This is a genomic window from Amphibacillus sp. Q70, assembly GCF_052055485.1.
Taxonomy (GTDB): Bacteria; Bacillota; Bacilli; order Bacillales; family Amphibacillaceae; genus Amphibacillus.
Window position 1 is genome coordinate 313323 of sequence record NZ_CP197171.1, and the last position, 25561, is coordinate 338883.

The window sequence follows — 25561 nt, forward strand, 5'->3', positions numbered from 1 at the left end:
ACTTCAGTCGAAGAATATTTTTAACTGACGTTATTTCACAAAGAGTTTTTTATTTGAATATTTATAAACCTATAATTTCCATATTATTTTAATCTAAATTAATCTCATTCAGCTATTTTCACAACAACTCAAAATTGTCTTTCTGGATGTGTTGCTTTGTTAATATACTGGCTTCTACAATCCAATATATTCGCATGGACAAAATACAACAGTTTACTCAATGAGTCATTTTTATCTTTTGGAATATAGTGAACCTTTGCAATGATATCTAATATGGATACTTCTGTTTTTTAAATCCAAATCTGATAAAGAGAATTCAGGTTTTCATTAATCATGAATTAAGTCCTCAGAAATGAGCCTAATAAATTGATCCATAGTCGGTTGATAATTCATTTCACCTATCATTTCCTTTTGCAAAGATAAAATAACTAACGAACGAATCATGCTAACGATAATATCTGGTTTTATTTGTTTCATAATCCCATCCACTTGCCATTTTTCAATATATGGTACTAAGAAATCGATATCCCCTTGGTGATTACCTTCTAATTTCTTCTGTGGTAACTTGCGCAGTAACTGTTCCATCGTTGATTGATCAAAAAGCTGTCTGACAATCGGACTTTCATCCAAGTATTGTAAAGCTTGTTGCAAAAAATTATGAAAAGTTTCTTTCGTCAACTTTTCTTTTAGCAAGACCTTATGAAGCAATTCCTCTCTAATATAACGCTCGTCCTGTTCAAGGATTTCAAAGTATAGTTCCTCTTTCGATTCAAAAAAAAGATAAAAACTCCCTTGGGCAATATTGACTCGTTTTGTTAAATCGCTGATACTTGTTTTCTTTAAACCAAGGTCTCCAAATAATTGCCTTCCATATTGTAACAATTGACTACGAATATATTCTTTTTCTTGTTCATTAAACTTACCTGCCACTATTGACCTCTCCTTTATCTACCTCATACTTATCGTATTTAATATCAATTAACAAAATCCATCGTACTATTTATTCTATTTTGAATGCCTCACCACTTCTTGCTCTTACGCATCGATTAAAGTGGGAGTCTTCTGACGGAAATCTAATAAATGACTAATAAAAATTAGTTCGTTATTTTGCATATGGTATTTTTGTTCTAGTCGTTGGTTCCGCAACACTATTCTTAACAAGCAGCTTGATCCTACCGTAGAGTTAAGTGGATCTGTGATTAAACTTTTTAAATAATAAATATAAATAGATTCCCTGAACACAAAAGCCGATCAAGACGTAAATATGGCTAATCCACGTCATTTCATCACTTTTCATAAATGCTTCTGAAACCCAAAAGGTTGGAAAAATCCCTAATAAAAATGTCCAATTTGACTCAACAATGTATGTTAGTACAGGGAGAATGACAATGATTCCGATCGCTTTCCCTGTTGCTAGACCTTCCACTTTATTATTAGCAAAGCCTGCTAGAAACAAGGCGATGATCGGAGTCAGGAGCGCCGCCTGCAAGACAACAGGCAATAGGCTAATGGTGAAATCGACAAGTCCTGTATAACCAATAACAAAAATCGTTAAAATCGTACTGACCAACATCGGAACAGTTAAGCGATATAACAAATAACCTGACTTTGACACTGGTGTGACAGCTATGTAGGACATAATATGATCATCCATTTCTTCTAAAATCATTAAACCTGCCATTACGCCAAGCATAAATGGAGGCAATAAGATCACAAAGCTCATGATAAATGGATAGTGATCTTCAATCGAAAATGAAAACATGGCATTGAGATCTTCTGAAAAATAAGCAATCGATAGTTTGACGAATATAGCTAAAGCAATTGGTGCTAACATAGCCCCAAATAACATGGCATCACGGGTAATATTTTTAAAATCACCAATAAGGAAGGTTATAAACGTTTTCAATTTTTATCACTTCCAATATTTAAGATAATTGCTTTATAAAAAGAGTGATTTGCAAAAATAGAAGCGATGCCAATCCAAATGATAAGCATGATCACTGCGTATAACATCTTCCACCCCGATAAAGAGGCCATCCCACCTTCTATCAGGATAAGTGTTGCATAGGAAGGGAGCAAATAAAACAGCCAGGTATGAAAAATGTTAAGATAGTCTAGTAAAGGCAGAAAAAATAGGATTGAATAAAGCGTAGCAACGATAAAGTATTGATTAAGCGTTTTAGCTCGAACAGCCAAAGTCAAGCCGAAGAGAGTAAAAAAGATCGCGCTTAAAAATCCCCCCAATAAAATGGGCCAGATATTTATTTGAAATCCGGTCGTTAACATGATAATGCAAAGAATGACTACCATTGTAAGTAGGGTAAGGACACACACTTTGCTTATGATATACTCTTTAATCCGAAAGGGCGTTACAAAAAGACTATCAAACGTACTCTGTGATTTTTCTAAAAGGATGATTCCCCCGATGAAATAGAACCCAAGTGCAACAGGATCCGTAAATATAACTATAATACTCGCTGTAACAGATATCGATTCTGGCATCATATGAAGGAAAAAAATATAAAAGAGTGTCATGATTAGATAAGCATGGACAATGCGATACCTATATAAAGAAAGCAGATCGAATTTTAGAGCAGATAAAAGTCTCATGTGATTGGCCTCCCAGTCACCTTGATGAATATATCCTGCAACGTCGCTTCTTGCGTGTGCATCCTTTCGATATCTTTATATTTGATCATATTGATAAACTCTTTGTTATCCCCTAACCCTACCATCGGAAAAATAGCTGACTTCATTTGCTTATTTTCCCTGTATTCAACCTGTAAGTTCTTCTGACCATATCGCAATTTCAATTCACTTGGAGAATCAATCAAATTGATTTGACCGTCTACAACAAAAGCAACGCGGTCACAAATCTCTTCAGCAACATTCATATTATGCGTTGTTAAAAAAACCGTTTTCCCTTCTGCTTTCTTCTTTAATATCAGCTCTTTTACTTTTTCCATATTGACAGGGTCTAGCCCTGATGTCGGTTCGTCAAGAAAGATCAGCTCTGGTTTATTCAAAAGCGCACGCACTAAGTTCAACCTCATTTTCATCCCTTTGGAAAAGTTCGAGACTCTGTTATCAGCATGCTGTTCAAGTCCAACCATTTTCAGCAGCTGTTTCGGGTCCTCTTTTGATCCAGAATATAAAGAACTGAAAAAGTTTAAGTTTTCTAATGCTGTAAATTTATTATATAGATTAGGTAATTCAAAAGACACGCCGATTTTCTCATAGTAATCCTTCCTAGCTTGACGAATCTCTTTTCCCATGACTTCTACACTTCCAGAATAGCCTTTAAGAATCCCAATTAATATCTTTTGTGCAGTACTCTTTCCTGCACCTGATGGACCTAGGAAACCAAAGACTTCTCCTTGTTCTATTCTAAAACTCATTCCCCTAATGGTCTCATCTTTGTTTGCTGGATAAGTAAAATACAACTCATTTACGCTAATCATATCTTCCTCCCCTTCCAAAATGAGTCGATGGTTCGTTTTAATTCATTCACAAAAATTGAACCTATGAATTATTTTATTTTATATTCATAACAATACAATAGATAATCGATATTGTAAAGTTTTAAAACCCTTTCGAAAAAGTAGATAGACTAACAAGGGTTAAAATCTTTTTTCGACCCCTAACGATTATTTTTTAGTATCTTGCGTGACCTTTTTTGCTTGCTTTACCCTCAGGTTGAAATCTAAAGAGTTAAATATGCCAAGATGGGTTTGACCAAGGCTATAATGTAAAACGATAGCTTTTATCATAAAGATTTGGCGATAAGTTAAGTAAAGACGGATAAAATCAAACAGGCCTAAGCTGCATATGTTATTTTTGAACTGGGAGCAGATGCAAAAAAGAGCGTTTTTATAATAAACGCTCTTTTCTTATGTGTAGGAAATTATAAATTTTACTTGAAGAAGACCATGATTAGCTATAAACAGCTTGGCTAGTGCTTGATCAAGCAGAATTTCCACCTGTTAAATTGGATAATCTATGATCGGTCGCTCCGAAAATTGATTGAGTCAATTAATCTTTTTCGTTTATATATTCTAGGCTCATGATCTCATTTATATCTGTGATATCCAATTCTTCAGCAATCTTAACAATATAACTTATTTCTATTTGTTTTCTTCTTCCATTTGCTAGTTCGCTTAATCGTGCGGGCTCTATTGAAGCTCGTCTAGCTAACTCATTTTGAGCAATATTATATTTTTCCGTTAATTCTTTGATATGAAAAACAAGTTTTCTCGGTCGATACATTTTATCCATCCCTTTATGTCATTTATAAGTCATTCAAGTATTTTACTTCAGTTCTTTTGTTCTTCTTCAACATTCACAATGACTAAAAGTTCATTCATATCATTAATATCCAAGGCTTCTGCAATTCTTTGAAGATGTCCTAAATCGATTCTCTTTCTATGTCCTCTACTTAAAGTACTTAGCGCGGAAATATCAATATCTGCTAATCTCCCAAGTTCTCGTAAAGAAATATCACGCTCTCTAATCAAATCGTTTATTTTAATTCCAATTCGCTTTTCTGTATACATATTACTTCCCCCAAGTTTTAAACTATTGTTGGCTATAACTACATCGTGCGATATAATATACTTATAGGTGTTGGTTATATATACAACAATTATAATTTTCAGAGCACTTATTGAAAAAACTCTCAATTATTTCCGAAGGGAAAGGCTGGTCATGTTGGAAGGCGATTCATATACTCAGTTACATTACTATTTTGTTTAGGGATGAAAAAGAAAGCGTTGTATCGAATTAATCAAGAATTGATCCGGAGTGTATTTATTGAAGATCAGAATTATCTAGATAAAAGGATTGTCTAAAAATAAAATATCGGGGAGTTACTTAGACTAGAAGGCTTTAGCCCAAATGCTTAACTGAGTGTAGAGTGTGTATTCAGCTAAGCGTTTGGGTATTTTTTTATAAAGAAATAGATGGAGGGGGAATCGTGATAATTACACTTATAAGAGGTGAGTTCAGATTGATACATGTCAATGCTCAGCGTGAATTTTTAAAAATTTTGTAAGTTATGCTTGACAAAATGGATAACTGATTATACTGTATATATGTGTATATAAAGAGGTGACCAGATGAAAATAATAATATCCAATCGCTCATCGACTCCGATCTATGAGCAAATCAAACAACAGATCATTGAAGCGATCCTATCAGATGACATTAAAGCAGATGAGCTTCTGCCATCGATCCGCCAATTAGCCAAAGATTTGAAGATAAGTGTGATTACAACAACAAGAGCTTATAAAGATTTAGAAGAGGAAGGGTATGTTGTCAATGTTCAAGGGAAGGGTTGCTATGTTTTACCTAAGAATGACAATCTCAATTATGAACATGTCATGAGAAAAATTGAGACCCTTCTTTTTGAGGTTTTAGATTTACGAGCCAGAATTAAATTATCAGATGAAGAATTACTTGAGGTGATGAAAACCATTTTGGAGGAGGATAAACATGAATAGTGTCATAGCGGTTAGCAAATTAAGCAAGCGATACAGCCAATTTCAATTAAATGAGGTGTCCTTTGATGTTCCAAAAGGATTTATTACAGGCTTTATTGGTCCGAATGGTTCCGGAAAAACGACAACCATTAAATCGATCTTATCCTATATAAAACCGAACTCAGGTGATATAGCTATTTTTAATGAATCGATTCAAAAAAGTGATATCTCTTATATGCAGAATATTGGGGTTGTTTTAGATACGCCAAGTCTTGTTAAAGACTGGACAATGAAGGATGTCGAACAGGTCTATGCGTTATTTTATCAGAATTGGCAAGCGGAGAAATTTTTCAATTATCTCAGTCGGTTTGGCATTCATGATTCGCTCTCCGTTAAAGAATTATCTCGAGGTATGACGGTCAAATTGATGATTGCTGCTGCCTTATCTCATGAAGCAAAACTTTTAGTCCTTGATGAGCCGACGAGTGGCTTAGACCCTATTGCTAGAGAAGAAATATGCGAATTACTTCAGGAATTTGTCAGCGATGAAAATCATAGTGTTTTTTTCTCAACACATATTACCTCTGATTTAGAAGCCATTGCCGACTACATCGTCTTTGTTCTCAATGGAAAGATTGTTTATTCAGGAACAAAAGATCATCTGCTTGAAGAGTATGTATTGGTAAAAGGGGGACCTGATGACCTTAAGTTATTGAATAAAGATCGATTAATCGGTCTAAAAGAGCACCCGACAGGCTTTAAAGTACTGATGCAGTCAAAGGATATTAAAGCTAGAAATGAAACGCTCATCATAGAGCCGGTCACACTGGAACAATTAATCATCTTTTTTAATCGAGGAGGTCAACATGAATAAACTATATCGCTTTATAAAACTGGATTTTTTAACGATCAAACCTTACTTAACACTTAAAAATATGCTCATTGTTATTGGAATGTCTGCTTTTTTATCATATGTTAATCAGTCAGCTGTTGGCTCAATCTCAATTGTCCTTCTGTTTACAACCATCTATATTAGTTATCCATTTGCGGTGGGTGATCAAAACGGCATTGACTCTTTGTATATCATGCTGGGGATCGAAAAGAAAAGTGTCGTGACTGGACGCTATCTTTGGGCTTTACTTATGAATCTGATCGGTCTATTCCTATCGATCATACTGACGGTTGGCTTATCACTGTTATTTAAAATATCAATAAATTTACTTGAAGTGGCATTAACACTATCTGCGATATTCATGTTATTTACTTTAATGCAAGCCTTTCAACTATCCATGTTTTTTAAGCTTGGATACATGAAAGCTAAAACGATGGCGTATTTGCCAATGTTACTTATGGGTGCCATTTTTGTGGGCATCACCGTATTAGGTCGTTCATTATCCACTATATTTATCTTTATTCAAAACCATTGGCTATTCGTCATCATGCTTCTGGTGATCATATGGCTTGCCGCTATATTTGGCTCGTATGCATACTCAGTCAAACAATACACTCTTAGAGAAATCTGAGTGGTGGGAAAATAGCAACAAAGCTTATATTATGAAACGAGAGATGATTGCGAATGATATATTTGAAAGTGTTGCTGATTGGATGAGTAAGCTAATTTCTCCTTCAAATAGAACTTAGACCATTCCATGCTTTTACACATGAAATGGTCCTTTCTGTATTTTCGATAACTTGTGTCAAGTCCAAAATCTTGTGTAATAACCTATAGCTATCTCTGTAGTTACTTGAGAGGGGGGTAGCTTTTCCTGTCCTCGCCATGGCGAGGTCAGGAAAAGCGTTACATTTAATTCTCCCCCGGGGCATAGTCTCTTAAAAATTTTCGCTTCGTCTTCTGAAATCCTTCGTGGATATCCATCAAAACGGCACCGATAAGTCGGACAGCTGAATCTATATTCGGAAAGATCCCAATGACTCTTTCCCTACGCCGTATTTCTCTATTGACTCGCTCTAAACTGTTTGTCGTCCTTAGAGAGACATGATAGCCCGTGGGTTCTTGGATGAATTGTAGGGCATCATCAAAACCGGCTTCTAACTTCTCGATGACCGCTGTGTACTTCGGATTTCCCTCGACTGTCTTTATAAAGTTTGTCTTCAATTCTCTGGCATGGGCCAGGGTATCGGCATAAAAGATTTGTTTTAAGGCTGTCCGTTCAGCTTGACTGTTTTTCTTCGGCATCACATCCGTTAGATTGCGTAAGAAATGGGTGGTACAACGCTGCCATGGACAGTTCAAAAAGTCTTCTTTAATCGCTGCTTTCAATCCAGAATGCGCATCAGAGATGATGAGCTTGGGTTTCTTCAAACCACGCGCTCGTAAGTCCTGAAAGAAGCTTGTCCAAGCTGCCTTTGATTCCTCTTCTGAAACCATAAATCCAATAATCTCACGTCTATTCTCTGACGTCACCCCTTGCGCAATATAGACACCTTTAGATACCACACGATGATTCTCTCGCACTTTAATATACATGGCATCGACATAAACATAGGCATAGTATTTATGGTGAAGGGCGCGCTCTCTAAACGATGCCACCTCAGGATCTAGACGTTTGAGAATATCAGAAGCAAATGAACGAGAGACGCCTTCCCCACAGAGGGTCTCAACAATTTTAGTGACCTTTCGGGTCGATACACCACTCACGACAGATTCCACTAATGTCAGAACAAGCGATTGATCCATACGTTGATACTTCTCGAATAACTTTGTTGAAAAGGCACCAGAGCGTGTCCGAGGGACTTTCAGCGTGATTCGCCCGATAGGTAGTTTATAATCTCTTTCGTAATAGCCATTCCGCATGTCTTGGCGAAGTGCATGGCGTTCTCGTGAGTCGGCTTGGACATAGGCATCACGCTCCGCCTCCATGTAGGCATTAAATACAGCGACTGCCAGTCCTTTAGTTGCCGAATTTAAGTTGCTCGATAAAATTTCCTCTGTTAATTTGTCCATATCTAGGGTAAAATTTAATTGAGTCATTTCAGTTCTCTCCTTTTCAATGGTTGGTTGGTAACTACATTGTACTATAGGAGAGCTGATTTGGCTCTTTTTCTTTATTACACAATTATATAGCCTTAATCATAACTTGACTGTATTTCGAAAAAGTTGATTGTATTTTCGTTAACTTGATTGCATTTCGAGAAAGTTGACTGTATTTTCGATGACTTGATTGCATTTCGAAAAAGTTGACTGCATTTTCGTTAACTTGATTGCATTTCGGAAAAGTTGACTGTATTTTCGCTTACTTGATTGTATTTTGAAAAAGTTGATTGTATTTTCGATGACTTGATTGCATTTCGGAAAAGTTGACTGCAATTTCGTTAACTTGACTGTATTTTGCCAAACTTAACCGCAAATCGCTGAACTTACTCTTATTTCTAATCGACCGCTAATAACAGATGATCATGAAACTGGCTAGCTGTTGTACTAACCTGACAACATTGGTGCAATTACTCGTCCTACCGAAATGTTTGTTAGTTGATTGATTCAGACCATTAGCTCACCTGATCTCACACCTAGTTAAATCAATTTATTTCTTTTTTTAAGGAGGGGAGGCTAAAACCACCAACGTCGCGTTGTTCCGAGTTTTACGGACGCTTATCTGTGGTAAAAACAGTGAGCACCAGTCCGCTGTAATCCTGAGGATAAAGCGACAATTTCATAATTATTTTCTCGTATCCATTCATGAACATAGTTAAGTAGTTTTTCTCCATACCCTTTTGAACGCTTAGTCGTATTTGTGACTAAATCACATACCCATACAAATCTACCATAATACAGTGTGATCATAGGATCAAAACCAGTTACTGCTACGATTTCTCCTTCACCAATTAAAGCAAACATTTTATATCCATTTTTCTCTTTTGCTTCTAATACTAATTCGAGATATGTCTCTTCATCAAGATGTGTTCTTAATTGTTTCATAACTGGAAAAGCTTCAATCATTTCATTTTATATTCGAAGTTCTTTGATGATTAATGTGTTCATTACCTAATCTCTTTCGAAAAAATATTAACGAAATTTTAGCGCTCCTCTTCTTTTACTAAATCTTCAGCAATCAGACTTTAGTGTTTGCAAATAAAGTCTGGAAAGTCTATACATAGTATTTTTCAGATACTTAACGTAAGCTCTTCTCAATCTGCCTGATCCAAATGATTAAATGACTTTGATAAAGGGATTTTCATGATCATTTTTACACCTTTTTCAGAAACATTTTTTTCAATACTAAATTCCCCATGATGGGCTTTTACAATTCTAGCCACCATAGGTAAACCTAAACCATGTCCCTTCTTGCTCTTATTGACTCTTTTCGAGGCATACGGTAAGTAGGTTATCTGAGAAATAATCTCTTCAGGAATCCCTATCCCATCATCGCTAACCATTAAGCAATACATCGACTGGTCTTCTGATTGCTTCGTTTCTAGCCTGATATTGCAACCTTGAGGATTGTGGGTCACGCTATTTTGGATAAGATTGGTGAGTGCGCGAGATAGTAATTTCTCATCACCGGCAATTTGCCCCGCTTGATCTAAAATTTGAAGGTCAATATGATATTTCTCCTCTAATCCCCCATTCAAAAATTCAGCTGCTACCTTTCGAACGATTACAGATGGACGGAGTGTTTTTAAATTTAAGGGTTGCATCTCATACTCTAACATCGAAATTAAATTTAAATCATTGACAAGTTCGCGGATTTTTTCCGTACGCCGCCTAATGATTGCAGCTTGCTCCTTTTGTTCTGCGGGCAGTTGTTGATTATCTTCCATTTCACTTGCATAACCGAGGATAACAGACAGAGGTGTTCTAATATCATGAGAAATTCCCGCGATCCAGTTCGAACGCGCTTCATCCCTTTCTTCTAAAGCCACTTTATTTTCTTGAATTTTAGAGGAAGTCATATTAATGCTTGTCGCTAGATCTCTAAATAGCCCCTTCGTATTTAAGTTTACTTTTTTCTCCTTGCTTAAATCATGGATGCCACGAATTAATGGGCGGATACCTTTAATCAGCCTTGCACTTAAAATAAACGAAATAAGGATTGCAATTGCAATATTAATCGCAAATAAGATACCTAATCTTAATGGCGTAGACTGGGTTCCTTCCGACCAAAATTGTAATTGGTACTTCCACAAGCTAGCTTTCGGATAGCCAACGACTAATAATCCATCTTGCTGCTCCCATGTATAGACGGGGTAATCATTTAAATAGTAGCGTGAAAATTTCGCAACATCTGCAAGACTATAGGAACGGGGAACATCAGCCGGTAAGGCATAATCCCAGATCACTTTTCCCTCATGATCTAATATCATCGCCCACGCATCATTGTTTTGAAGAAACTGCTGACTACGATTTTGTAGGATGTATTCGTCATTTTGGATGTCTAAATCCTCTGCTAAATTTTCCATTATTTTAGTCGGTGAGGGGGTGTTACTCAGTTCATCAATAAATATCAAAGTTCCCAACAGGATAAAATTGACGACCACAAGCAGAAAAGCAATTAATATTGTGATCATTAAATAACGTCGTATGATCCGAATGACACCATCCATTTCAACTCACTCCTCTTCTGCTAGCAACTTGTATCCAAGTCCTCTTACCGTTAGTAAAAATTTAGGCTTTGAAGGATCTGATTCAACTTTTTCTCTTACTCTTCTGATATGAACCATCAACGTATTCTCATACCCGTAACTCTCTTCGCCCCATAAAAATTGACACAAAGAATCGATCGTGACAATTCTGCCTTTATTTTGATAAAGTTTTATTAATATCGCATGTTCTTTCGCGGTTAATTGTAATGTCTGATCGTTCCTTTGTACCTCAGCACTTTCCAAATCGATGCTTATTTCCCCTAATTGAAATTTGGAAACCGGCTTTGTTTCTTGAGGAGCGTAAACGCGTTTTAAAACTGCTGTTAAACGTAAAACAAGTTCTCGTGGAAGAAAAGGCTTCACTATATAGTCATCTGCCCCTAAACCCAGACCAAGTAAGCGATCTTCTCCCTCATCACGAGCAGTTAGGAAGATCACCGGTAAATCACTATATTTCCTGATCGAAGATAACAAAGTGAAGCCATCTCCATCTGGTAACATCACATCCAATATCGCAATATCTGGTTTAACAGCATGAAATGTTTCTAGTGCTGTTTGATAATCTTCAGCTGGGTATATAAAAGAAAACCCATGCTTTCGTAATTTATTCGCTATCATTACCCTTATTTCTGCTTCATCTTCAACAAGCAAAATTTTTTTATCTTTTAAATGATTCATAAAATACCTCCGGAGCCATTTATTTCAAAGGAAGTTGTCTAGATACTATTTTACATCCTGACCCAAATCATACATGATATCATGCCCTAATAAAATGAAAACACATGAATCAAAATTCATCGATGGGTTCATCTGTTCAGCAAAGAAAAAAACTTATTGAAATTGTTCTTGAACGGCTGCGGGTAATTCTTCGAAGCTTACTTCTTGCCAATATGTGACTCCGCGAAATTTTGTATGATAAAGCTGAATATAAGCACCTTGTCTAAGTTGATGACCTGCCGAAAACTCCAGCTCTTTTTCTTTGGCATTTTCATCGTATCCGATCACTTGGTAAATGTGTCGATCACTATTTCCTTCAGTCCCTTCCTCAGTTATGACCGTATAGTAGATATCCTTCCCTTTAGGATGGTCTGGGGAGAGTTTATCAGCATCATAAGAAAATAGCATTGCGCACCCTCCTACCATTATGACTAAACCCACAAGCAATAATATAACTTTGGATAATTTAAATTTCATCTAAGAACCTCCTAATTAAATTAAGACGAAACAATGTCTTTTGTTTTCAATTGACGGATCGATCGAATGGAGAATAATAAAATAAAAAAGAGAATCATTCCCCAAAACAAGATATTCTGCAGCCCTGTAAGACTATCTTGGTTAAGCACGCTTAAGCCAATTGTCAACAAAGAAAACGGGAAAAACAGACCTACATGCGACACATACATTAATAAACCAGCAAAGACAGCACATAAACTGATTCCAATCGGCGTAGCAAAACTTCGTAAACGTAGGGAAAGTCCCAATTGAAAAGCAATGATAGCTAAAGAGGCAAACCAACCTCTTAATGTCCAGCCGATTACTTCTACAGGCAACGAACCTTGCAAGGATAGTAAAGTTCCGGCAACCCAATATAAGCCAACAAAAATAAATTGAGCAAATAAAATTAACAGACTCACGATCACAAATTTCGCCACGTAGATACTGCCAATAGTGACAGGTGCTGACATCACCATGTTCCAATTTTGATTTGTGTGTTCCAAACGACAGATATAAGCACAACAGATAGCAATCAGAATCGGTAAGAAAAACTCACCATAGAAAAGACCGACCTGACTCCAAAGGCTAAACCAGCCTCCTTCCAACACTTCTTGATTCATATAAAAATTAGCGCTCCCAATCATTAAACTCAGGATCGGTAAAATCGCGATGACCAAAATAATTTTAGAGTGTCTTAATTTTAACCATTCAGCAGATAAACTTCGTCTCATAACTGTTCCTCCTCTTTAAATTTCCTGTCTGTTTAAATGAATTCTGCCCATGAGATAAAAAATAACGAACATAACCAAAGTAGAGATGATTAAAGACATATTTAAGCTTTCCTGAGCATAACTTGCTCCCAATGATTCGCTATACGAATAGGAAATAGGACTTAAATCTAAATAGTATGACCAGATAAAAAAGTGTCTGACAGAAGAGGGAAACATGGCAGCTGTCATACCGATAAAGCCACCTACCATACCTAAGCAAAGCGCGAAGGCTTGATTTTTAATCGCTAGAGACATCCACTGTTGGATAGCAGTAATAACCATCGTCGTTATCAATGCTCCAGCTAAAAATGAGACAAGTAAATGAAATGGAAAACTTCCTGAAAAGTTATTGAGCTTTCCAAAAAAAATAATAAATGCTATCTGAACAATAAGAACAAACAACATCAGACTATTTGCGCACATATACTTGGCAGAAAATAATTTCCTTCGTTTTACATTTGTAACCACAAGCATTTTCCACGTATCCCCTTTATGCTCCATATCACAAATACGTGAGACAACAATCGCTGCAAGGATGGGCAGAAAAAGACCGTTCATGCTCGAGACAACATATATAATCGATTCCCATCTTGCATCTCCTGGATTATTGGCGATCGAACGTGTAACAGACATAAATACCCAACCCATCTCCACCACCAGAAAAAGGAGCATCATCAACCAGATTTTTTTCCGGCGAATCTTAAAAAACTCTAGTCGCAGCATTTTTAGCATTATAAACTCTTCTCCTTCCCCGTTAATTCTAGGAATATATCCTCTAAACTTAATTTATTCTCTTCAATCCGAGTCACCATCATATCGTTGTCTACCAATAATTTATTGACCTTGGCTACTTCCTTATCACCCTGATTCTCAAACGTTAGTCTTGAGGTTTCCTGAGATAAATAGTAACCATGACTTTCGAGCAATTGCTGTGCCTTTTTATTGTTCTCCGTTTTTAATCGGATCGTACTGCGGCTTTTTTGCCTTAAGTCATCCATCCTTCCCTGATATAATAAATTCCCCTCATTGATAATCCCAACAGATGTCGCCATTTGCTCGATTTCTGAAAGGAGATGACTAGATAACAAAACAGTCATACCATAGCGAGAAGGTAAGGATTTGATCAATTCACGCATCTCACCAATACCTGATGGATCAAGACCATTGGTTGGCTCATCCAAAATTAATAATTTCGGAAAGGAGAGTAATGCCATAGCCATTCCTAGCCGTTGTTTCATACCTAAAGAGTATTGATTTACCGGCTTATTTTTTTGCTTTTCTAATCTGACAATCCGAAGGGCTTCATCGACATTCTTCATGGGGACATTTCTAAGTCGTTTCATCACGAGCATGTTCTCTAAACCTGTTAAATGCCCATAATAAGATGGGGATTCTACTAATGAACCCGTATTTTGTAAAATGGATGACCGAGCCTTTCGAAGATTCTTGCCAAATACCTGAATGTCTCCCTCCGATGGTTTAATCAGACCTAATAACATTTTGATTGTTGTCGTTTTACCTGCTCCATTTGGCCCCAAAAAACCATAAATTTCGCCTTCTGGTACGTGAAGATCAACCTTGTTTACACTTTTAACAGCACCATGTATTTGGGTTAAATGACTTGTTTTTACTATCATTGGCTTATTGACCATATCATTTCCTCCCTATCCTTATGATTAACATAAGTATATCGAGTGAACCTTGCACCTTCCTGAAAGCTACCTGAAGATTACCTTAAGAATTTAAAAATTAAGCACCAGTAACTAAATATGTATGTTCAGATGTACTCGCCAGCTCATCATTTGACCCTGTTAAAGTTTAATGTTGCTAGACAGAACAAAAGCGCAGAGCGCCCGTTCAACAACGATGGATAGTTATCCACAAGCACAAATTTTATAATTTCCTATGCTATAAAAAAACTAAGCGTGAATCCTACTATCAAATGATGATAGTAGGATTCACGCTTAGTCTTATGTTCTAGGTTTACTCTAGTTTCTTTCTATGATTAGTTAAATATTTATCATTTTGGACGAGAAGACTCTATCTTCAAGCATAAGCTAGGGTGGAGTAGTTCAAGACTTAATCGATTAAATCTTTCTTCCTCACAGACACCGCTTAAAGATGAAATGCATAGGCGGTATCTCCATTTAGAAAATTACTTTCATTCTTGATCACCTGATGATAGTCAATTTCTAAATAATAGATTGCCTTGCTCAACGTATCATAGAAAAAGGGCACAAATTCAAGCTCTTTAAATAGATAGACATCGATTTGCTGTTCATTATTTCTATAGGCTTCAAAGATCCTGTGATTACCATTGATACAATAAGGCTGATCACCCGTTAAGTACTGACTCTGAAGGACCATGACCGGATTTTTATGATTCGTTTTTATTTGGCTTGTATCTTTATTTATATTCCCTTCATCTACTGAAGCGATCATTTCAGAAGGAGCAAAAGTAATTGGCTTAATACGCTTTTCTTTTATAAGCGAGGTAGCGCCATCAATATCTAAAGCGTACTCAAATACACCTGTCGGAAATTCCGCATATAAGGAGAATGTCTCTCGTCCGATTGGATGAACAACTGGATAAGTCTGATCCCTAAGAGACCGCTTAACTATTTCATTCCATTTAGAAGCAACCCTTGCTCCAGCATTCGAAGTATTTTCCATTTCCTGAATACGGATTGAAAAGTGTTTTAACGGATCAAAATGCTGCGATTCCTTTTCATAGTAATCAATTTTGCTTTCAACCATAGCAAGCTTACCTCCCTATCTTTTAATGTAAAATCAACCTGCCATGATAGATTGACATGTCGTTTGAACAAGTTGATTTCTAGTTTTAAAGTTATTGCATTTTTCTCTTTTATTCGTGTCCCTTTTCTAATAATATCGCTAGAGTCGGACTCGTTTCTGTATAAGGACTGCCTTTCACATCTTCAAAGACCTGGCAGACTTTAAAACCTGCCTCTGTGACTTCCTTGATCAATCTTGCTTTTGTAAAGTAGGTTGTCCAAATATGATACGACGTGATTTCACTGTCAGTTATCACCGTTGTTTGTTCTAAAGTCACATGATTTATATATTTAGAAAAATTTTGCAAAGTAAGATGCGCTTCCTCATGCCAAAAACCACCATCAGCATACTGTTCCCATACCTGCTCTTCATTAAAATGCTTATACTTCACCATTGAAAAGACATCTAACAAAAATTTCCCACCTGGTTTCAAATGAAGATAGACCTTCTCCATCAGCTGTTTTCTTTCCATGGTTGTCAATGCGCCATAATCGCAATAGATCATCGTGACAAAGTCAAATGTTTTTTGTAAATCCATCTCTAAATAATTTTGATAAAGGTAAGTAATATTTAACTTCTGTTTTTCCGCAGAAGCTCGTCCATAATCTATCGAACCTTTTGAAAAATCGAGCCCTGTGACCTGATAGCCCATTTTCGTGAATTTTTCAGCATATATGCCAGGACCGCAGCCAAGATCAAGAAGAGACGGATAACTTGACGGTGGAACTGTTTCATTTATCCAGCTTGCTGATTGCTCGATAAATGACGACTTTCTACTTGCTCCCTCAAAGTTAGGATCGAGATGCGCTTTTAACATTTGCTTGGAAATATGCTCATCATCCCAAAATGGCACTTCCGTTCTTGCATAAAGCGGCGGTTGCTCTAAATGTTTACTAAGACTACTGAACAAAATCACCTCTCCTTTCAAGATTGTTTTCTTTTATAACGAATCGTACAAATCAACACAATAATGATTAACACATGAAGCATGAGGTGATACAGGTCAGGGATATATCTTGTCGTACTTTCAAATAATTTTATCGTATCAGAAAAGTATTCACTTTTTCCCTCACCACCCCCAAAAATAGTAAAGTATTCATGACTAGCAAATTGAGTCACTAACCAAAGTGAAAGGTATACCGTTAAAATGGACTTCCCGATTCTTTCATAGAAAATGAAAAGCAACAAAGCCAGTAAATAGATTAGAAAAAATAAGCCATCTTCTTTCCATGCCTTAGAGACTAAAACATGCTGACCAATCGTGACACCGAACATATCTAGACTAAACCATACCAACAAAACAAGATTAACAACAATGACCTGATTTTTACTCATGCGTTCACTTCCTTATCATGTTAGGAGTTAGAAAACCTTATTTAGAGGAGGAGCTATCCCCCACTATCTATAGGCAACGTCTTGAGACTAGGATAAATATAACACGACCCTAACAAACAGCTTGGCGATGATTATTTTTAATAGGTTATTATTTTATTTTAATCAAGGTCTGCATATTCTTCATTATAATCTACCAGCTTATTAATTAATTCAACAACCTGATTATCATCATGTACGCCTACTTCAACCAAAGTTGTTTCCTCTAACATATCTTGATCATAATCAGCTACAGCATCATCTGAGCGATTTGGAACAGGATAGACATTAATGGTTCCATCTCCATTTCCGCTATAGACAACAGTTCCTTCAGCTAAACGGCTACCACTTAGGCGAATGACCGTTTCAGGATAAACAGGGCTATTCTCTCGATCCGGAATAACAGCTGTCCCTTCAGGAATAACTTGAAAATAAATCGTTTCTAAATGTTCTGTTTCTTCACTTACAGTACTTAACCAAACACGCGCATACTCAATTTCTGCTTGCGAGTAATCGGATAACTGATTATCAGATGATTCTTCACTATCATCCGTTTCTTCATCATCGGAATTTCCTTCAACAGAATCCCCATCCTCAACGTCCTCATTTGTTTCTTCACTCGAATTTAATTCTTCATCTGCTTCGCTAGCATTTGGCTCTTCTTGCTCCTCCGGTTGGACTTCTTCACTCTCATTCCCACATGCCACTAAGAATAATAGTGTGAAAGATACGACTATTATAGCTTTAAACTCTTTCATCTAGATGCACCCCTTTCTGTTTTTATGTCCTATCAGTTTAACATATTCTTCTATTTTAGAAAGACGCATGTTTGTTAACCCTTTGTAAAAATTGGTTGGATTCAGAAATGGTTGCAAAAGGGACAATGTACATCTTATGACAGTTTCTTTTCGAGTAACATAACCTTTAATAGGGTAATCATTTGCGTGAATATCGAAGTCAATTCGCAATTTTAACCTCTAGCTAAAAAGAGTTGAATAAAAAGTAGAGCATACCTATCTGGTCTTTCGATCAAAATTCTAAGCTAAAAGGTCGGATAGAGCGTTCCTATCAATCATTTCGGGATCTCATTCTTTGCTAAATGTCGGATAGAGCGTTCCTATCAATCATTTCAAGTCCTCATTCCTTGCTAAATATCGGATAGGGGGCTTCTATCAATCATTTCGAGATCTCGTTCCTTACTAAGTGTCGGATAAAGGTCTTCTATCAATCACTTTAACTGAGAGTTCAAGCCTAAATGTTGAATAGAATGTTTCAATAACATGTCTAATACTGATAAAGAAAAAAGAGGGTGAATCAGTTCGTTTGAATATTAGAAAAACTCGCTTTCACTCTTCGGTTGAGTAAAGGTGTTAGTTTTTCTTATACTTAGGACATAAAAATTTCTACTTTACCGAATAACTTCTGAGCTGAAATTTTATGCTTCCCTAATGTGCAAAAAAGCAGACCTCTTTTGATCTGCTTTTTTATCATTAATATCTTAAACAATCGGGTGCGAATATTTAATAATGGTTATCTAAAAAAAGAAGGATATGACTAATTGCCCAAAGGAAAAATGCAATTTGAGTAATAATATAAAATGAAAGTTCAACTGGGGTTAATTTTCGTTCCCTCTTGATTTTTTTAAAATGGAAAAAATAATAAATGGAACAGATAATTAAGACCAAAGCTGATAATTGATAAATGTTTTCTAATAAGGCAACCAAAAAATCTCCCTCTCTTCTACAAAATATACTGGTTGTTGCTTGTCACAACCCAGTCTAGTAACGTCATTTTAACAAAGTTTTTATAAATCTACAAAAGACATATGCATTTTTTGCTGTTATATCAATGCTTAATAACTTTGTCAGGGGGATTTTTACACAATCTTCAAATCACTGATACGTTCTTTCCCGTTCGAGCTTAGCTCTGACCTGCCGCCGTATGTTCTCTCACTTACACAATTTAGTTTACACTCCCTACTGTCCAATAATCGTACTCACTTATTAGACTAAAGTCTTCTTTTTTCTAACCATTCATTTTCTAAAATACTCATTTCCCACATGTTCCAATATTCATCATTGTTTTTTCTAAAGTCCCTCAGTAATCCCTCTTTTACAAAACCTACCTTTTCATAACAGGTAATTGCAGATATATTGAAATCAAATACACCAAGACTCACTCGATGTAATTGAAGTTCATCAAATGCCACTTTAAGGATTGCCTCCACCAGTCGCTTTCCTATCCCTTTACCTCTAGCATTTTTATCACCAACTAACACTTTTCCTATTCGTGCAGATTTGTTTATTCTATCAATTTTACCCAAAGAAATATGACCAATGACCTCTCCCGTTTCTGTACTTATTACTTTATAAACCAAAGTATCAGAATCATCATTATTGACATTTTCAATGTATTTTTCTAACTGATCTTCAGTTAAGGGATAGGAGAAAGCAGGTCCTCCCCATTGAAGTAAAAATTGAGCTGAATCAATCCAATTAATCAGCTGTTTGAAGTCTGTTCGTTCAAAATATTTTAGTTCGACCATTAAAGCTTCTCCTTATCTTTTTATTTGCAACTCTCCTATAGACAAGAATGCAATCCTTATTTAAAGTAAAACACCAGTTAGTTGAGAATTACTCTTCACCCTCGTATTCAATTAAGACTTTTAACGGATTAATTTTTCCCTGGCTCAAATCTTTAAAACATGGGATCAGCTCTTGTTTTTTTATTTTCATTTCGAATATAGCACTTAACTGACTCCCATTCTGTTTTACCTTTTCAAAAAACCATTTGGAATGCTTTCTATAATCCCAGCCATCACTTGAACCAACGATTGTTAATTCCTTCTCATAAAACTCTGGCTGTAGCTCAAATCTATCTTTATTTCCATCTGAAAGTATACAAACTTTAGCATTTTTCTGTAGTGATTTTTGCAGCGTTTTAAAAGCTTCGTTATAGGCAGAGCACTCTAAACCATATCTATAATAATCGTTTGGACATTGAGCTATATCATTAAACACATTGTTGGCACCGAGTTTTTTGGCGAAATCACCTCTAGATGTATTAGGTTCTAACACATCGATATGATGAACTTTCATATATTCTTTTAGAAAATAAACCGTTAAAAGTCCCATCGTCCCCATGCCGGCAATTAATACTTTATCAGTTTCTTTTGGGTTAAGTTTAAGAACACCTTTTGCAGCATCACACGATAAGATGGTAAGGAGCCCCTCAGAATAGTGAATGTCTTTGGGAACAACTATTGCCTCATTCTCTTTTACTATCTCATAATCCTTATGGCCATAAAAAGCCACCACCCGATCTCCTATATTTAACATGCTTACCTTTGAACCGATTTCTACAACTTCACCATAGCTTTCATATCCTGTTTCTTTTGGATAGTGTGATGAGTCCACAGCTATATCGCTTTCCATATACTGTGAAAGTTCGGATCCAATACTAATTGCTCCTGCAATGGTTTTGATTAGAACTTGATCACTTTTTAGTGCTGGAAGGGTTTCTTTATTCCAGTTTAATTCTTCTTCCCCGTACAAGACGAGTGAGCTTTGTTCCATATTTTCACTTCCCCTGTTCATTCAAATTTCTTACCCCACTAATACACTCATTTAAGGACAACTTTTCACAGTTGTAACAAGTGAAATTAAGATAATAACAAGTCGATTAGCTTGTACACCCTCCTGTTTAACTTACTTAAATGGATTTTGACTAGCTTAATAAAAGACAAATGAAGATCAGCATTAATGTCAGCCTCACTCCTTTTGTCATCTATCCCTTCACTAAATATAGACAGAAAAGGCAGTGGAAATCCCTATTCGTAAATGCTTTCTCCAGGAGAAAAAGATCGCCATTCAAGTTCATCCGTAGATATAGGATATTTTCCCTTTACCTGCTTCTTATATTGTAAAATTACACCTTCATCGCTCAAGAGTTTCATTGCTATCTAACTCCTTGTTCAATATACTTCATTCCAGACACACAACAAAGGACATATGCCCATAATGAAGCAAAATAAGCATTTTGTCGAATAATATAGAGATTTATTTTGAAAGCTGTCATGATTGAATGACACTCTAAAAAGCATACGAAAGGACGATGTATGTCTTTTTAATGTTATATTAATGCTTAATAACCTCGGTTAGGGGAAACGCGTTGTGAACTGAGGTATCAATAACAATATCAGTATTATTATCAATAATTTACTTTATTTGTCAAGTATATCGAATATCCTTTTACAATCTTGATTTATTTTAATAACTCATATATTTAGTTCTAAACGGTAGTCGTTTAGAACTTTTATTTAAATTTCTTGGATAAAAGTTTTTTTATAACCCTTATTATTTATAATCTAAAAGGAAGATAGTAAAAAAGTCGGCCTGCTTCTATGGGTGTAAATACTATAATGGCGAATCATTTTGAATTGTTTATCCGGAACATAACAAACGAGGTACTGGATGAACATTTCTGTCATCACAGTTTTTCTTTTTTTATCGATATAAGTGAACATCACAAAATCATCATATGCCACAATTCGATTCAAACCAATGGCAAATCGTCACATATAATGGTCACTATAGCGTAATCGTTCAATTACACTTCCTCTATTTATTGGTGCATACACATAAAAAAGCCCTTCATTGGCAGTATAGGCTAAATCTTCTGCATTGTTCTCAAACTTTCTTCTTTTCTTTTAGAAATAAATATGAATAAATTTCAATACGATCCCATGTCACTTCCTTTGCCAGTATTTCATTGCTTATTTAAAGATATTTGTCCTACTTCTAGTTCTTGCCATGCTTATATCCATGAAGTGTCTATTGCTTAGCATGACCGTACTTCTTCAATTTAAGGATTTTTTGTAATGTTGAGCTATGCTATTGCATCAGAGGGTGACGCAAAGACGAAAGGATAGCGGTGATTAGAGATTCATTCTCTCATTTGAAGCGAGCAGAAATCCATATAATTGGCATGTATTTAAGTCACATAAGCTCTGTATTTTTGTATAATGGACCTTTATTTATATGGGTGTTCACATAATAACTACAGTAGGCTAGGTCGTTGCTTGATTTGGTATTGATTAAGTTGTTTATTGAGCTTACTAAGGCATGTCTTTTTGTGCTTGGATCAATTGGATTAAACAATTTAATTGCCCCTTCTTTCGGTGAACTTTCACTCTTTACCCTCTAAATCTTGGAGCATAGTTGCATTTCTTTAGCTTCTAGGATAAATAATACGGTTTCTTTTATTGAAAAATATAAGAGCCATATGAACGTAGCATTCATAACGTATTTTGTAGGTGCCTGTCACCACCTGAATTATATCGAAAATTATTATATCATAGAGGAGTGACAGGAGCGCCCTATTTTTATCAAATTAAAGATATTTAATATTGTAAGGGTTTACAATTTATCATTATTTAATTTGATCTTCATTGACATCTAATAGATAAGTAATAGCGAAAGATGCGACAACGGAAATAAATAATACCATAATTGCTAACCAAAAGTTACTATTTAGTCCTGTTCCATCTGTTGGTATAAATGTTGGTAATGCTGCGATTCCAGGTGATACAACTGCGTATTGTTTCAGTTGAAATATACCAGCTACTAGCCCGCCTATCCCTCCACCAACCACTGCTCCAATTAGTGGACGTTTAAATCGGATTAATACTCCGAAAATCGATGGTTCGGTAATCCCCATTATACCAGTGATTCCAGAAGATAAAGCCAAAGCTTTTGTATCCTTTTTCTTCACTCGACAGTAAACTGCTAAAGCAGCAGCTCCAACTGCAACATTTGCCGCAAGCATACCAGGTAGTACAAAGGCGTCATAGCCACTTTCTGCTAATGAAGTAAATACTAATGGAAACAAAGCTTGGTTTGTACCTGTCATGACTAATAAAGGTGTTAATGCACCAATTAGCCCTACTGATAACCAACCTAATTCCAGATTAACAAAGTTCAATCCGTCTGCAATGAATTTACCAACAAATGTTCCTAATGGCCCTAACAATAATAAAGTAATAGGAGTGACAATTAAGATCGTAAGTAATGGATGCATGAAAAATTTAATTTCTTTGGGTGTCATTCGATCAATTCCTTTACTTACATAAAACATGAACAAAACACCTAAAATGACTGGAATAACCGATGTATTATACGTAACTTGTGGAATAGATATACCTAGGAAAGCTAGTCCTTCTGCATTATCAATGCTAGAATGTATAAGAATGGCACCAAGATATGCTCCCATTATAGGGTTAATTCCTAATTTCCGAGCAGCACTATATCCTAAAAATAATGGTAAAAAGTAAAAACCAGCATTGTTAATAGCTGATAATATAGTATAGGTGCCACCTTCAGCTGAAAGATTAAAAAACGTAACAGCAATATTGAGTACCGCAGACACAAGTCCCGCAGCTACTAATATGGGAAGAATAGGGACAAATGTACCACTGATAAAATCTACGATTACGGCAAGAAAATTTTTCTTACCGTAATCATTTTTCTGTTGTTCTAGTTGCTCAGGATCATCTAATACTTCATTCTTTTTCCCGCCTTCTACAAATTCACCATATGTGATGAACTCATGATATACCGTACTGACCTCAGTACCAATAATTAATTGTATTTCTTTTCCTCTTGTGACTACTCCCATAACTTCAGGAATAGTCTCTAATGCCTCCACATTTACCCTCTCTGGATCATGTAGTGTTAGGCGTAATCTTGTAGCACAGTGATTTACTATTGAGATGTTATCTTGACCACCAAGTTGTTTCATAGTCTTTTTTATCATCGTCTGGTATTTTGACATGAAAATTACCCCCAATTTTCACCGTTAGATTTAATTAAATTGGCATACCAATAATACGAGTCTTTAGGAATACGTCTCAAATCAAGTACTTCTTCATCTGTTGTATTAATATAAACTAGACCATATCGTTTCGCCATGCCATTTCCAGTACTTAATATATCTGTGAAGGACCATGGATTGTAAGAGATAACATCACATCCATCCATAATAGCAAGACCTACTTGATAGATCTGATCTTTTAAAAACTCAATCCGATCCTGATCATGAACCTTTCCATCATCAGTAACTTTATCGTATTTTCCTAAACCATTTTCTGTAATCATCATTGGTAATTGGTAGTGATCCCAAACATATCGAAGCATATAACGCATGGATACAGGATCAATCTCCCAATCCCAATCGGTATATTCTACATATGGATTATGCGTTAACTGATAGAGACCTGGTACTTTGGGAAAAATTAAATTACCTTTTACTCCAGATTTATTCAACAGATATTCTTGAGGTTCTTCATCTATTCCACAGGCCTTTGCCGTGTTTGATCGGTAACAGTTCAACGCAAAAAAGTCAATATTTGCTTGAGCAATCAATTCCATATCTCCATCTTGAATCCCTGGGTTGATGTTATTTTCTCTCCAATAGCTTTGAATGAATCCATTATATTTACGAAAAGCATATAAATCATTCCATACTTTTTCAGTTAATTCCTCTGCATTCATTGCCGCAATCTGATCATCTGGATGAGAAGAGTAGGGATAAATTGGTACATACCCTGGAATTGGACCAATCTTTCCATCTTCAACAAGCTCATGACAAGCAACGACTGCTTTAGCATGACACATATTCATAATGTGATTTACTTTCCATTTATCTTCGAACCAAGTATCCTTATTTTTACATATACCTAGCCATTCCCCATAGCAAATTTGCATATTTTGCTCATTAATAGAATGCCAATATTTCACGCGATCACCAAATGCTTTGAAACAAGTACGAACAAATTCATCAAATTTCTCAATAATTCCTCGATCATACCAACCATTAAATTTTTCATCGACCCATACGGGCATATCATAGTGATATAAGGTGACGAGCGGTTCTATATTGTGTTTAATAAGTTCATTAATTAAATTATTATAAAAGTCAATACCCTTTTGATTTGGAATACCACTATCATTTGGGAAAATTCTTGGCCAAGCAATCGAAAATCGGTAGGAAGAAAAACCTGCTTCAGCCATTAGTTTGACATCCTCTTTATAACGATGATAGTGATCAGCGGCAATGGAATTATCCGTGTATGGTTTTTTCTTTTTACTATTTAAATCAATAATTGCATCACTTCTACCATCTTCGTTTACTGCGCCTTCTACTTGCCATGCGGAACTAGATGCTCCCCACATAAATTTTTTTGGAAAAATTGGATCGTGTGTATAATGCAAAATAATTCCCTCCTAATTATTAGTTAAATGCTTGCGTGTATGTGCTATAAAGAATGTCAAG

Annotated in this window: 26 protein-coding genes; 3 read left to right on the forward strand and 23 right to left on the reverse strand. The window is 35.9% G+C overall.

Features of this window, described 5'->3' with window-relative positions; translation table 11 throughout:
- Positions 1-327: 327 nt before the first annotated feature.
- The 6 genes from ACS127_RS01310 to ACS127_RS01335 all read right to left on the reverse strand — a co-directional run bounded on the left by ACS127_RS01310 (position 328) and on the right by ACS127_RS01335 (position 4553).
- Positions 328-930 (reverse strand): TetR/AcrR family transcriptional regulator, encoded by a 603-nt coding sequence (locus tag ACS127_RS01310; RefSeq protein ID WP_440896678.1) that lies wholly within the window; start codon positions 928-930, stop codon positions 328-330.
- Positions 931-1183: 253 nt separating this feature from the next.
- Complete coding sequence (locus ACS127_RS01315; protein ID WP_440896679.1) at positions 1184-1906, reverse strand: hypothetical protein; 723 nt, start codon at positions 1904-1906, stop codon at positions 1184-1186.
- Complete coding sequence (locus ACS127_RS01320; protein WP_440896680.1) at positions 1903-2610, reverse strand: fluoroquinolone export ABC transporter permease subunit; 708 nt, start codon at positions 2608-2610, stop codon at positions 1903-1905. Before ACS127_RS01320 ends, ACS127_RS01315 begins: the two co-directional genes overlap by 4 nt.
- On the reverse strand, positions 2607-3461 hold the full coding sequence (locus ACS127_RS01325) for an ABC transporter ATP-binding protein (protein ID WP_440896681.1): 855 nt from the start codon (positions 3459-3461) through the stop codon (positions 2607-2609). The genes ACS127_RS01320 and ACS127_RS01325 overlap by 4 nt, the downstream gene beginning before the upstream one ends.
- A gap of 571 nt (positions 3462-4032) precedes the next feature.
- Entirely contained in the window at positions 4033-4266 is a 234-nt protein-coding gene (locus ACS127_RS01330) for a helix-turn-helix domain-containing protein (protein WP_440896682.1), read from the reverse strand.
- Positions 4267-4313: 47 nt separating this feature from the next.
- Positions 4314-4553, reverse strand: coding sequence for a helix-turn-helix domain-containing protein (locus ACS127_RS01335; protein ID WP_440896683.1), 240 nt, complete (start codon positions 4551-4553; stop codon positions 4314-4316).
- A 561-nt stretch (positions 4554-5114) separates the two neighbouring features.
- On the opposite strand from ACS127_RS01335, the gene ACS127_RS01340 reads away from it, so the two are divergent.
- The 3 genes from ACS127_RS01340 to ACS127_RS01350 are packed head-to-tail and all read left to right on the forward strand — an operon-like array spanning position 5115 to position 7000.
- On the forward strand, positions 5115-5498 hold the full coding sequence (locus ACS127_RS01340) for a GntR family transcriptional regulator (protein ID WP_440896685.1): 384 nt from the start codon (positions 5115-5117) through the stop codon (positions 5496-5498).
- A complete protein-coding gene (locus ACS127_RS01345; RefSeq protein WP_440896686.1) occupies positions 5491-6351 on the forward strand; it encodes an ABC transporter ATP-binding protein in 861 nt (286 codons plus the stop codon). The genes ACS127_RS01340 and ACS127_RS01345 overlap by 8 nt, the downstream gene beginning before the upstream one ends.
- The gene (locus ACS127_RS01350; protein WP_440896687.1) at positions 6344-7000 is read left to right on the forward strand and encodes an ABC-2 transporter permease; all 657 of its coding nucleotides are present in this window, start codon (positions 6344-6346) and stop codon (positions 6998-7000) included. The genes ACS127_RS01345 and ACS127_RS01350 overlap by 8 nt, the downstream gene beginning before the upstream one ends.
- 281 nt (positions 7001-7281) lie before the next feature.
- Here the strand turns inward: ACS127_RS01350 and ACS127_RS01355 are convergent, their stop codons facing one another.
- The 17 genes from ACS127_RS01355 to ACS127_RS01435 all read right to left on the reverse strand — a co-directional run bounded on the left by ACS127_RS01355 (position 7282) and on the right by ACS127_RS01435 (position 25500).
- Positions 7282-8469 carry an IS256 family transposase gene (locus ACS127_RS01355; protein ID WP_440895396.1) on the reverse strand — a complete coding sequence of 396 codons (1188 nt, stop codon included), beginning with the start codon at positions 8467-8469 and terminating at the stop codon, positions 7282-7284.
- A 618-nt stretch (positions 8470-9087) separates the two neighbouring features.
- Positions 9088-9435 carry a GNAT family N-acetyltransferase gene (locus ACS127_RS01360; RefSeq protein WP_440896688.1) on the reverse strand — a complete coding sequence of 116 codons (348 nt, stop codon included), beginning with the start codon at positions 9433-9435 and terminating at the stop codon, positions 9088-9090.
- Between the two features lie 188 nt (positions 9436-9623).
- The gene (locus ACS127_RS01365) at positions 9624-11039 is read right to left on the reverse strand and encodes a sensor histidine kinase (protein ID WP_440896689.1); all 1416 of its coding nucleotides are present in this window, start codon (positions 11037-11039) and stop codon (positions 9624-9626) included.
- 6 nt (positions 11040-11045) lie between these two features.
- Positions 11046-11756, reverse strand: a complete 711-nt coding sequence (locus ACS127_RS01370) for a response regulator transcription factor (protein WP_440896690.1) — start codon at positions 11754-11756, stop codon at positions 11046-11048.
- Between the two features lie 153 nt (positions 11757-11909).
- Entirely contained in the window at positions 11910-12272 is a 363-nt protein-coding gene (locus tag ACS127_RS01375; RefSeq protein WP_440896691.1) for a YxeA family protein, read from the reverse strand.
- 20 nt (positions 12273-12292) lie between these two features.
- Positions 12293-13024, reverse strand: coding sequence for an ABC transporter permease (locus ACS127_RS01380; protein WP_440896692.1), 732 nt, complete (start codon positions 13022-13024; stop codon positions 12293-12295).
- 15 nt (positions 13025-13039) lie between these two features.
- A complete protein-coding gene (locus ACS127_RS01385; RefSeq protein WP_440896693.1) occupies positions 13040-13795 on the reverse strand; it encodes an ABC transporter permease in 756 nt (251 codons plus the stop codon).
- The gene (locus ACS127_RS01390) at positions 13795-14715 is read right to left on the reverse strand and encodes an ABC transporter ATP-binding protein (RefSeq protein WP_440896694.1); all 921 of its coding nucleotides are present in this window, start codon (positions 14713-14715) and stop codon (positions 13795-13797) included. Before ACS127_RS01390 ends, ACS127_RS01385 begins: the two co-directional genes overlap by 1 nt.
- A 463-nt stretch (positions 14716-15178) precedes the next feature.
- Positions 15179-15820: a hypothetical protein gene (locus tag ACS127_RS01395; RefSeq protein WP_440896695.1), complete on the reverse strand. Its 642-nt coding sequence runs from the start codon at positions 15818-15820 to the stop codon at positions 15179-15181.
- A 109-nt stretch (positions 15821-15929) separates the two neighbouring features.
- Positions 15930-16769, reverse strand: a complete 840-nt coding sequence (locus ACS127_RS01400) for a class I SAM-dependent methyltransferase (RefSeq protein WP_440896696.1) — start codon at positions 16767-16769, stop codon at positions 15930-15932.
- 14 nt (positions 16770-16783) lie between these two features.
- Positions 16784-17194, reverse strand: a complete 411-nt coding sequence (locus ACS127_RS01405; RefSeq protein ID WP_440896697.1) for a hypothetical protein — start codon at positions 17192-17194, stop codon at positions 16784-16786.
- A gap of 158 nt (positions 17195-17352) precedes the next feature.
- Positions 17353-17988 carry a hypothetical protein gene (locus ACS127_RS01410; RefSeq protein ID WP_440896698.1) on the reverse strand — a complete coding sequence of 212 codons (636 nt, stop codon included), beginning with the start codon at positions 17986-17988 and terminating at the stop codon, positions 17353-17355.
- Between the two features lie 1250 nt (positions 17989-19238).
- Positions 19239-19775, reverse strand: coding sequence for a GNAT family N-acetyltransferase (locus ACS127_RS01415; RefSeq protein WP_440896699.1), 537 nt, complete (start codon positions 19773-19775; stop codon positions 19239-19241).
- An 88-nt stretch (positions 19776-19863) separates the two neighbouring features.
- Positions 19864-20805, reverse strand: a complete 942-nt coding sequence (locus ACS127_RS01420; RefSeq protein WP_440896700.1) for an alcohol dehydrogenase catalytic domain-containing protein — start codon at positions 20803-20805, stop codon at positions 19864-19866.
- 791 nt (positions 20806-21596) lie between these two features.
- Entirely contained in the window at positions 21597-21755 is a 159-nt protein-coding gene (locus tag ACS127_RS01425) for a transposase (RefSeq protein WP_440898052.1), read from the reverse strand.
- Between the two features lie 905 nt (positions 21756-22660).
- Positions 22661-24061: a PTS transporter subunit EIIC gene (locus tag ACS127_RS01430; RefSeq protein ID WP_440896701.1), complete on the reverse strand. Its 1401-nt coding sequence runs from the start codon at positions 24059-24061 to the stop codon at positions 22661-22663.
- Between the two features lie 5 nt (positions 24062-24066).
- Positions 24067-25500 carry a glycoside hydrolase family 1 protein gene (locus ACS127_RS01435; protein ID WP_440896702.1) on the reverse strand — a complete coding sequence of 478 codons (1434 nt, stop codon included), beginning with the start codon at positions 25498-25500 and terminating at the stop codon, positions 24067-24069.
- Positions 25501-25561: the final 61 nt, after the last annotated feature.

Excerpts from the sequence above, each read along its gene's own strand:
- ACS127_RS01330 (WP_440896682.1), bottom strand. The coding sequence starts at position 4,266 with ATGTATCGACCGAGAAAACTTGTTTTTCATATCAAAGAATTAACGGAA.
- ACS127_RS01415 (WP_440896699.1), bottom strand. The coding sequence starts at position 19,775 with ATGGTCGAACTAAAATATTTTGAACGAACAGACTTCAAACAGCTGATT.
- ACS127_RS01370 (WP_440896690.1), bottom strand. The coding sequence starts at position 11,756 with ATGAATCATTTAAAAGATAAAAAAATTTTGCTTGTTGAAGATGAAGCA.
- ACS127_RS01340 (WP_440896685.1), top strand. The coding sequence starts at position 5,115 with ATGAAAATAATAATATCCAATCGCTCATCGACTCCGATCTATGAGCAA.
- ACS127_RS01385 (WP_440896693.1), bottom strand. The coding sequence starts at position 13,795 with ATGCTAAAAATGCTGCGACTAGAGTTTTTTAAGATTCGCCGGAAAAAA.
- ACS127_RS01420 (WP_440896700.1), bottom strand. The coding sequence starts at position 20,805 with ATGGAACAAAGCTCACTCGTCTTGTACGGGGAAGAAGAATTAAACTGG.
- ACS127_RS01350 (WP_440896687.1), top strand. The coding sequence starts at position 6,344 with ATGAATAAACTATATCGCTTTATAAAACTGGATTTTTTAACGATCAAA.
- ACS127_RS01335 (WP_440896683.1), bottom strand. The coding sequence starts at position 4,553 with ATGTATACAGAAAAGCGAATTGGAATTAAAATAAACGATTTGATTAGA.
- ACS127_RS01355 (WP_440895396.1), bottom strand. The coding sequence starts at position 8,469 with ATGACTCAATTAAATTTTACCCTAGATATGGACAAATTAACAGAGGAA.
- ACS127_RS01325 (WP_440896681.1), bottom strand. The coding sequence starts at position 3,461 with ATGATTAGCGTAAATGAGTTGTATTTTACTTATCCAGCAAACAAAGAT.
- ACS127_RS01375 (WP_440896691.1), bottom strand. The coding sequence starts at position 12,272 with ATGAAATTTAAATTATCCAAAGTTATATTATTGCTTGTGGGTTTAGTC.
- ACS127_RS01345 (WP_440896686.1), top strand. The coding sequence starts at position 5,491 with ATGAATAGTGTCATAGCGGTTAGCAAATTAAGCAAGCGATACAGCCAA.
- ACS127_RS01395 (WP_440896695.1), bottom strand. The coding sequence starts at position 15,820 with ATGGTTGAAAGCAAAATTGATTACTATGAAAAGGAATCGCAGCATTTT.
- ACS127_RS01405 (WP_440896697.1), bottom strand. The coding sequence starts at position 17,194 with ATGAGTAAAAATCAGGTCATTGTTGTTAATCTTGTTTTGTTGGTATGG.
- ACS127_RS01365 (WP_440896689.1), bottom strand. The coding sequence starts at position 11,039 with ATGGATGGTGTCATTCGGATCATACGACGTTATTTAATGATCACAATA.
- ACS127_RS01390 (WP_440896694.1), bottom strand. The coding sequence starts at position 14,715 with ATGGTCAATAAGCCAATGATAGTAAAAACAAGTCATTTAACCCAAATA.
- ACS127_RS01430 (WP_440896701.1), bottom strand. The coding sequence starts at position 24,061 with ATGTCAAAATACCAGACGATGATAAAAAAGACTATGAAACAACTTGGT.
- ACS127_RS01425 (WP_440898052.1), bottom strand. The coding sequence starts at position 21,755 with ATGTTCACTTATATCGATAAAAAAAGAAAAACTGTGATGACAGAAATG.
- ACS127_RS01380 (WP_440896692.1), bottom strand. The coding sequence starts at position 13,024 with ATGAGACGAAGTTTATCTGCTGAATGGTTAAAATTAAGACACTCTAAA.
- ACS127_RS01360 (WP_440896688.1), bottom strand. The coding sequence starts at position 9,435 with ATGATTGAAGCTTTTCCAGTTATGAAACAATTAAGAACACATCTTGAT.
- ACS127_RS01410 (WP_440896698.1), bottom strand. The coding sequence starts at position 17,988 with ATGAAAGAGTTTAAAGCTATAATAGTCGTATCTTTCACACTATTATTC.
- ACS127_RS01320 (WP_440896680.1), bottom strand. The coding sequence starts at position 2,610 with ATGAGACTTTTATCTGCTCTAAAATTCGATCTGCTTTCTTTATATAGG.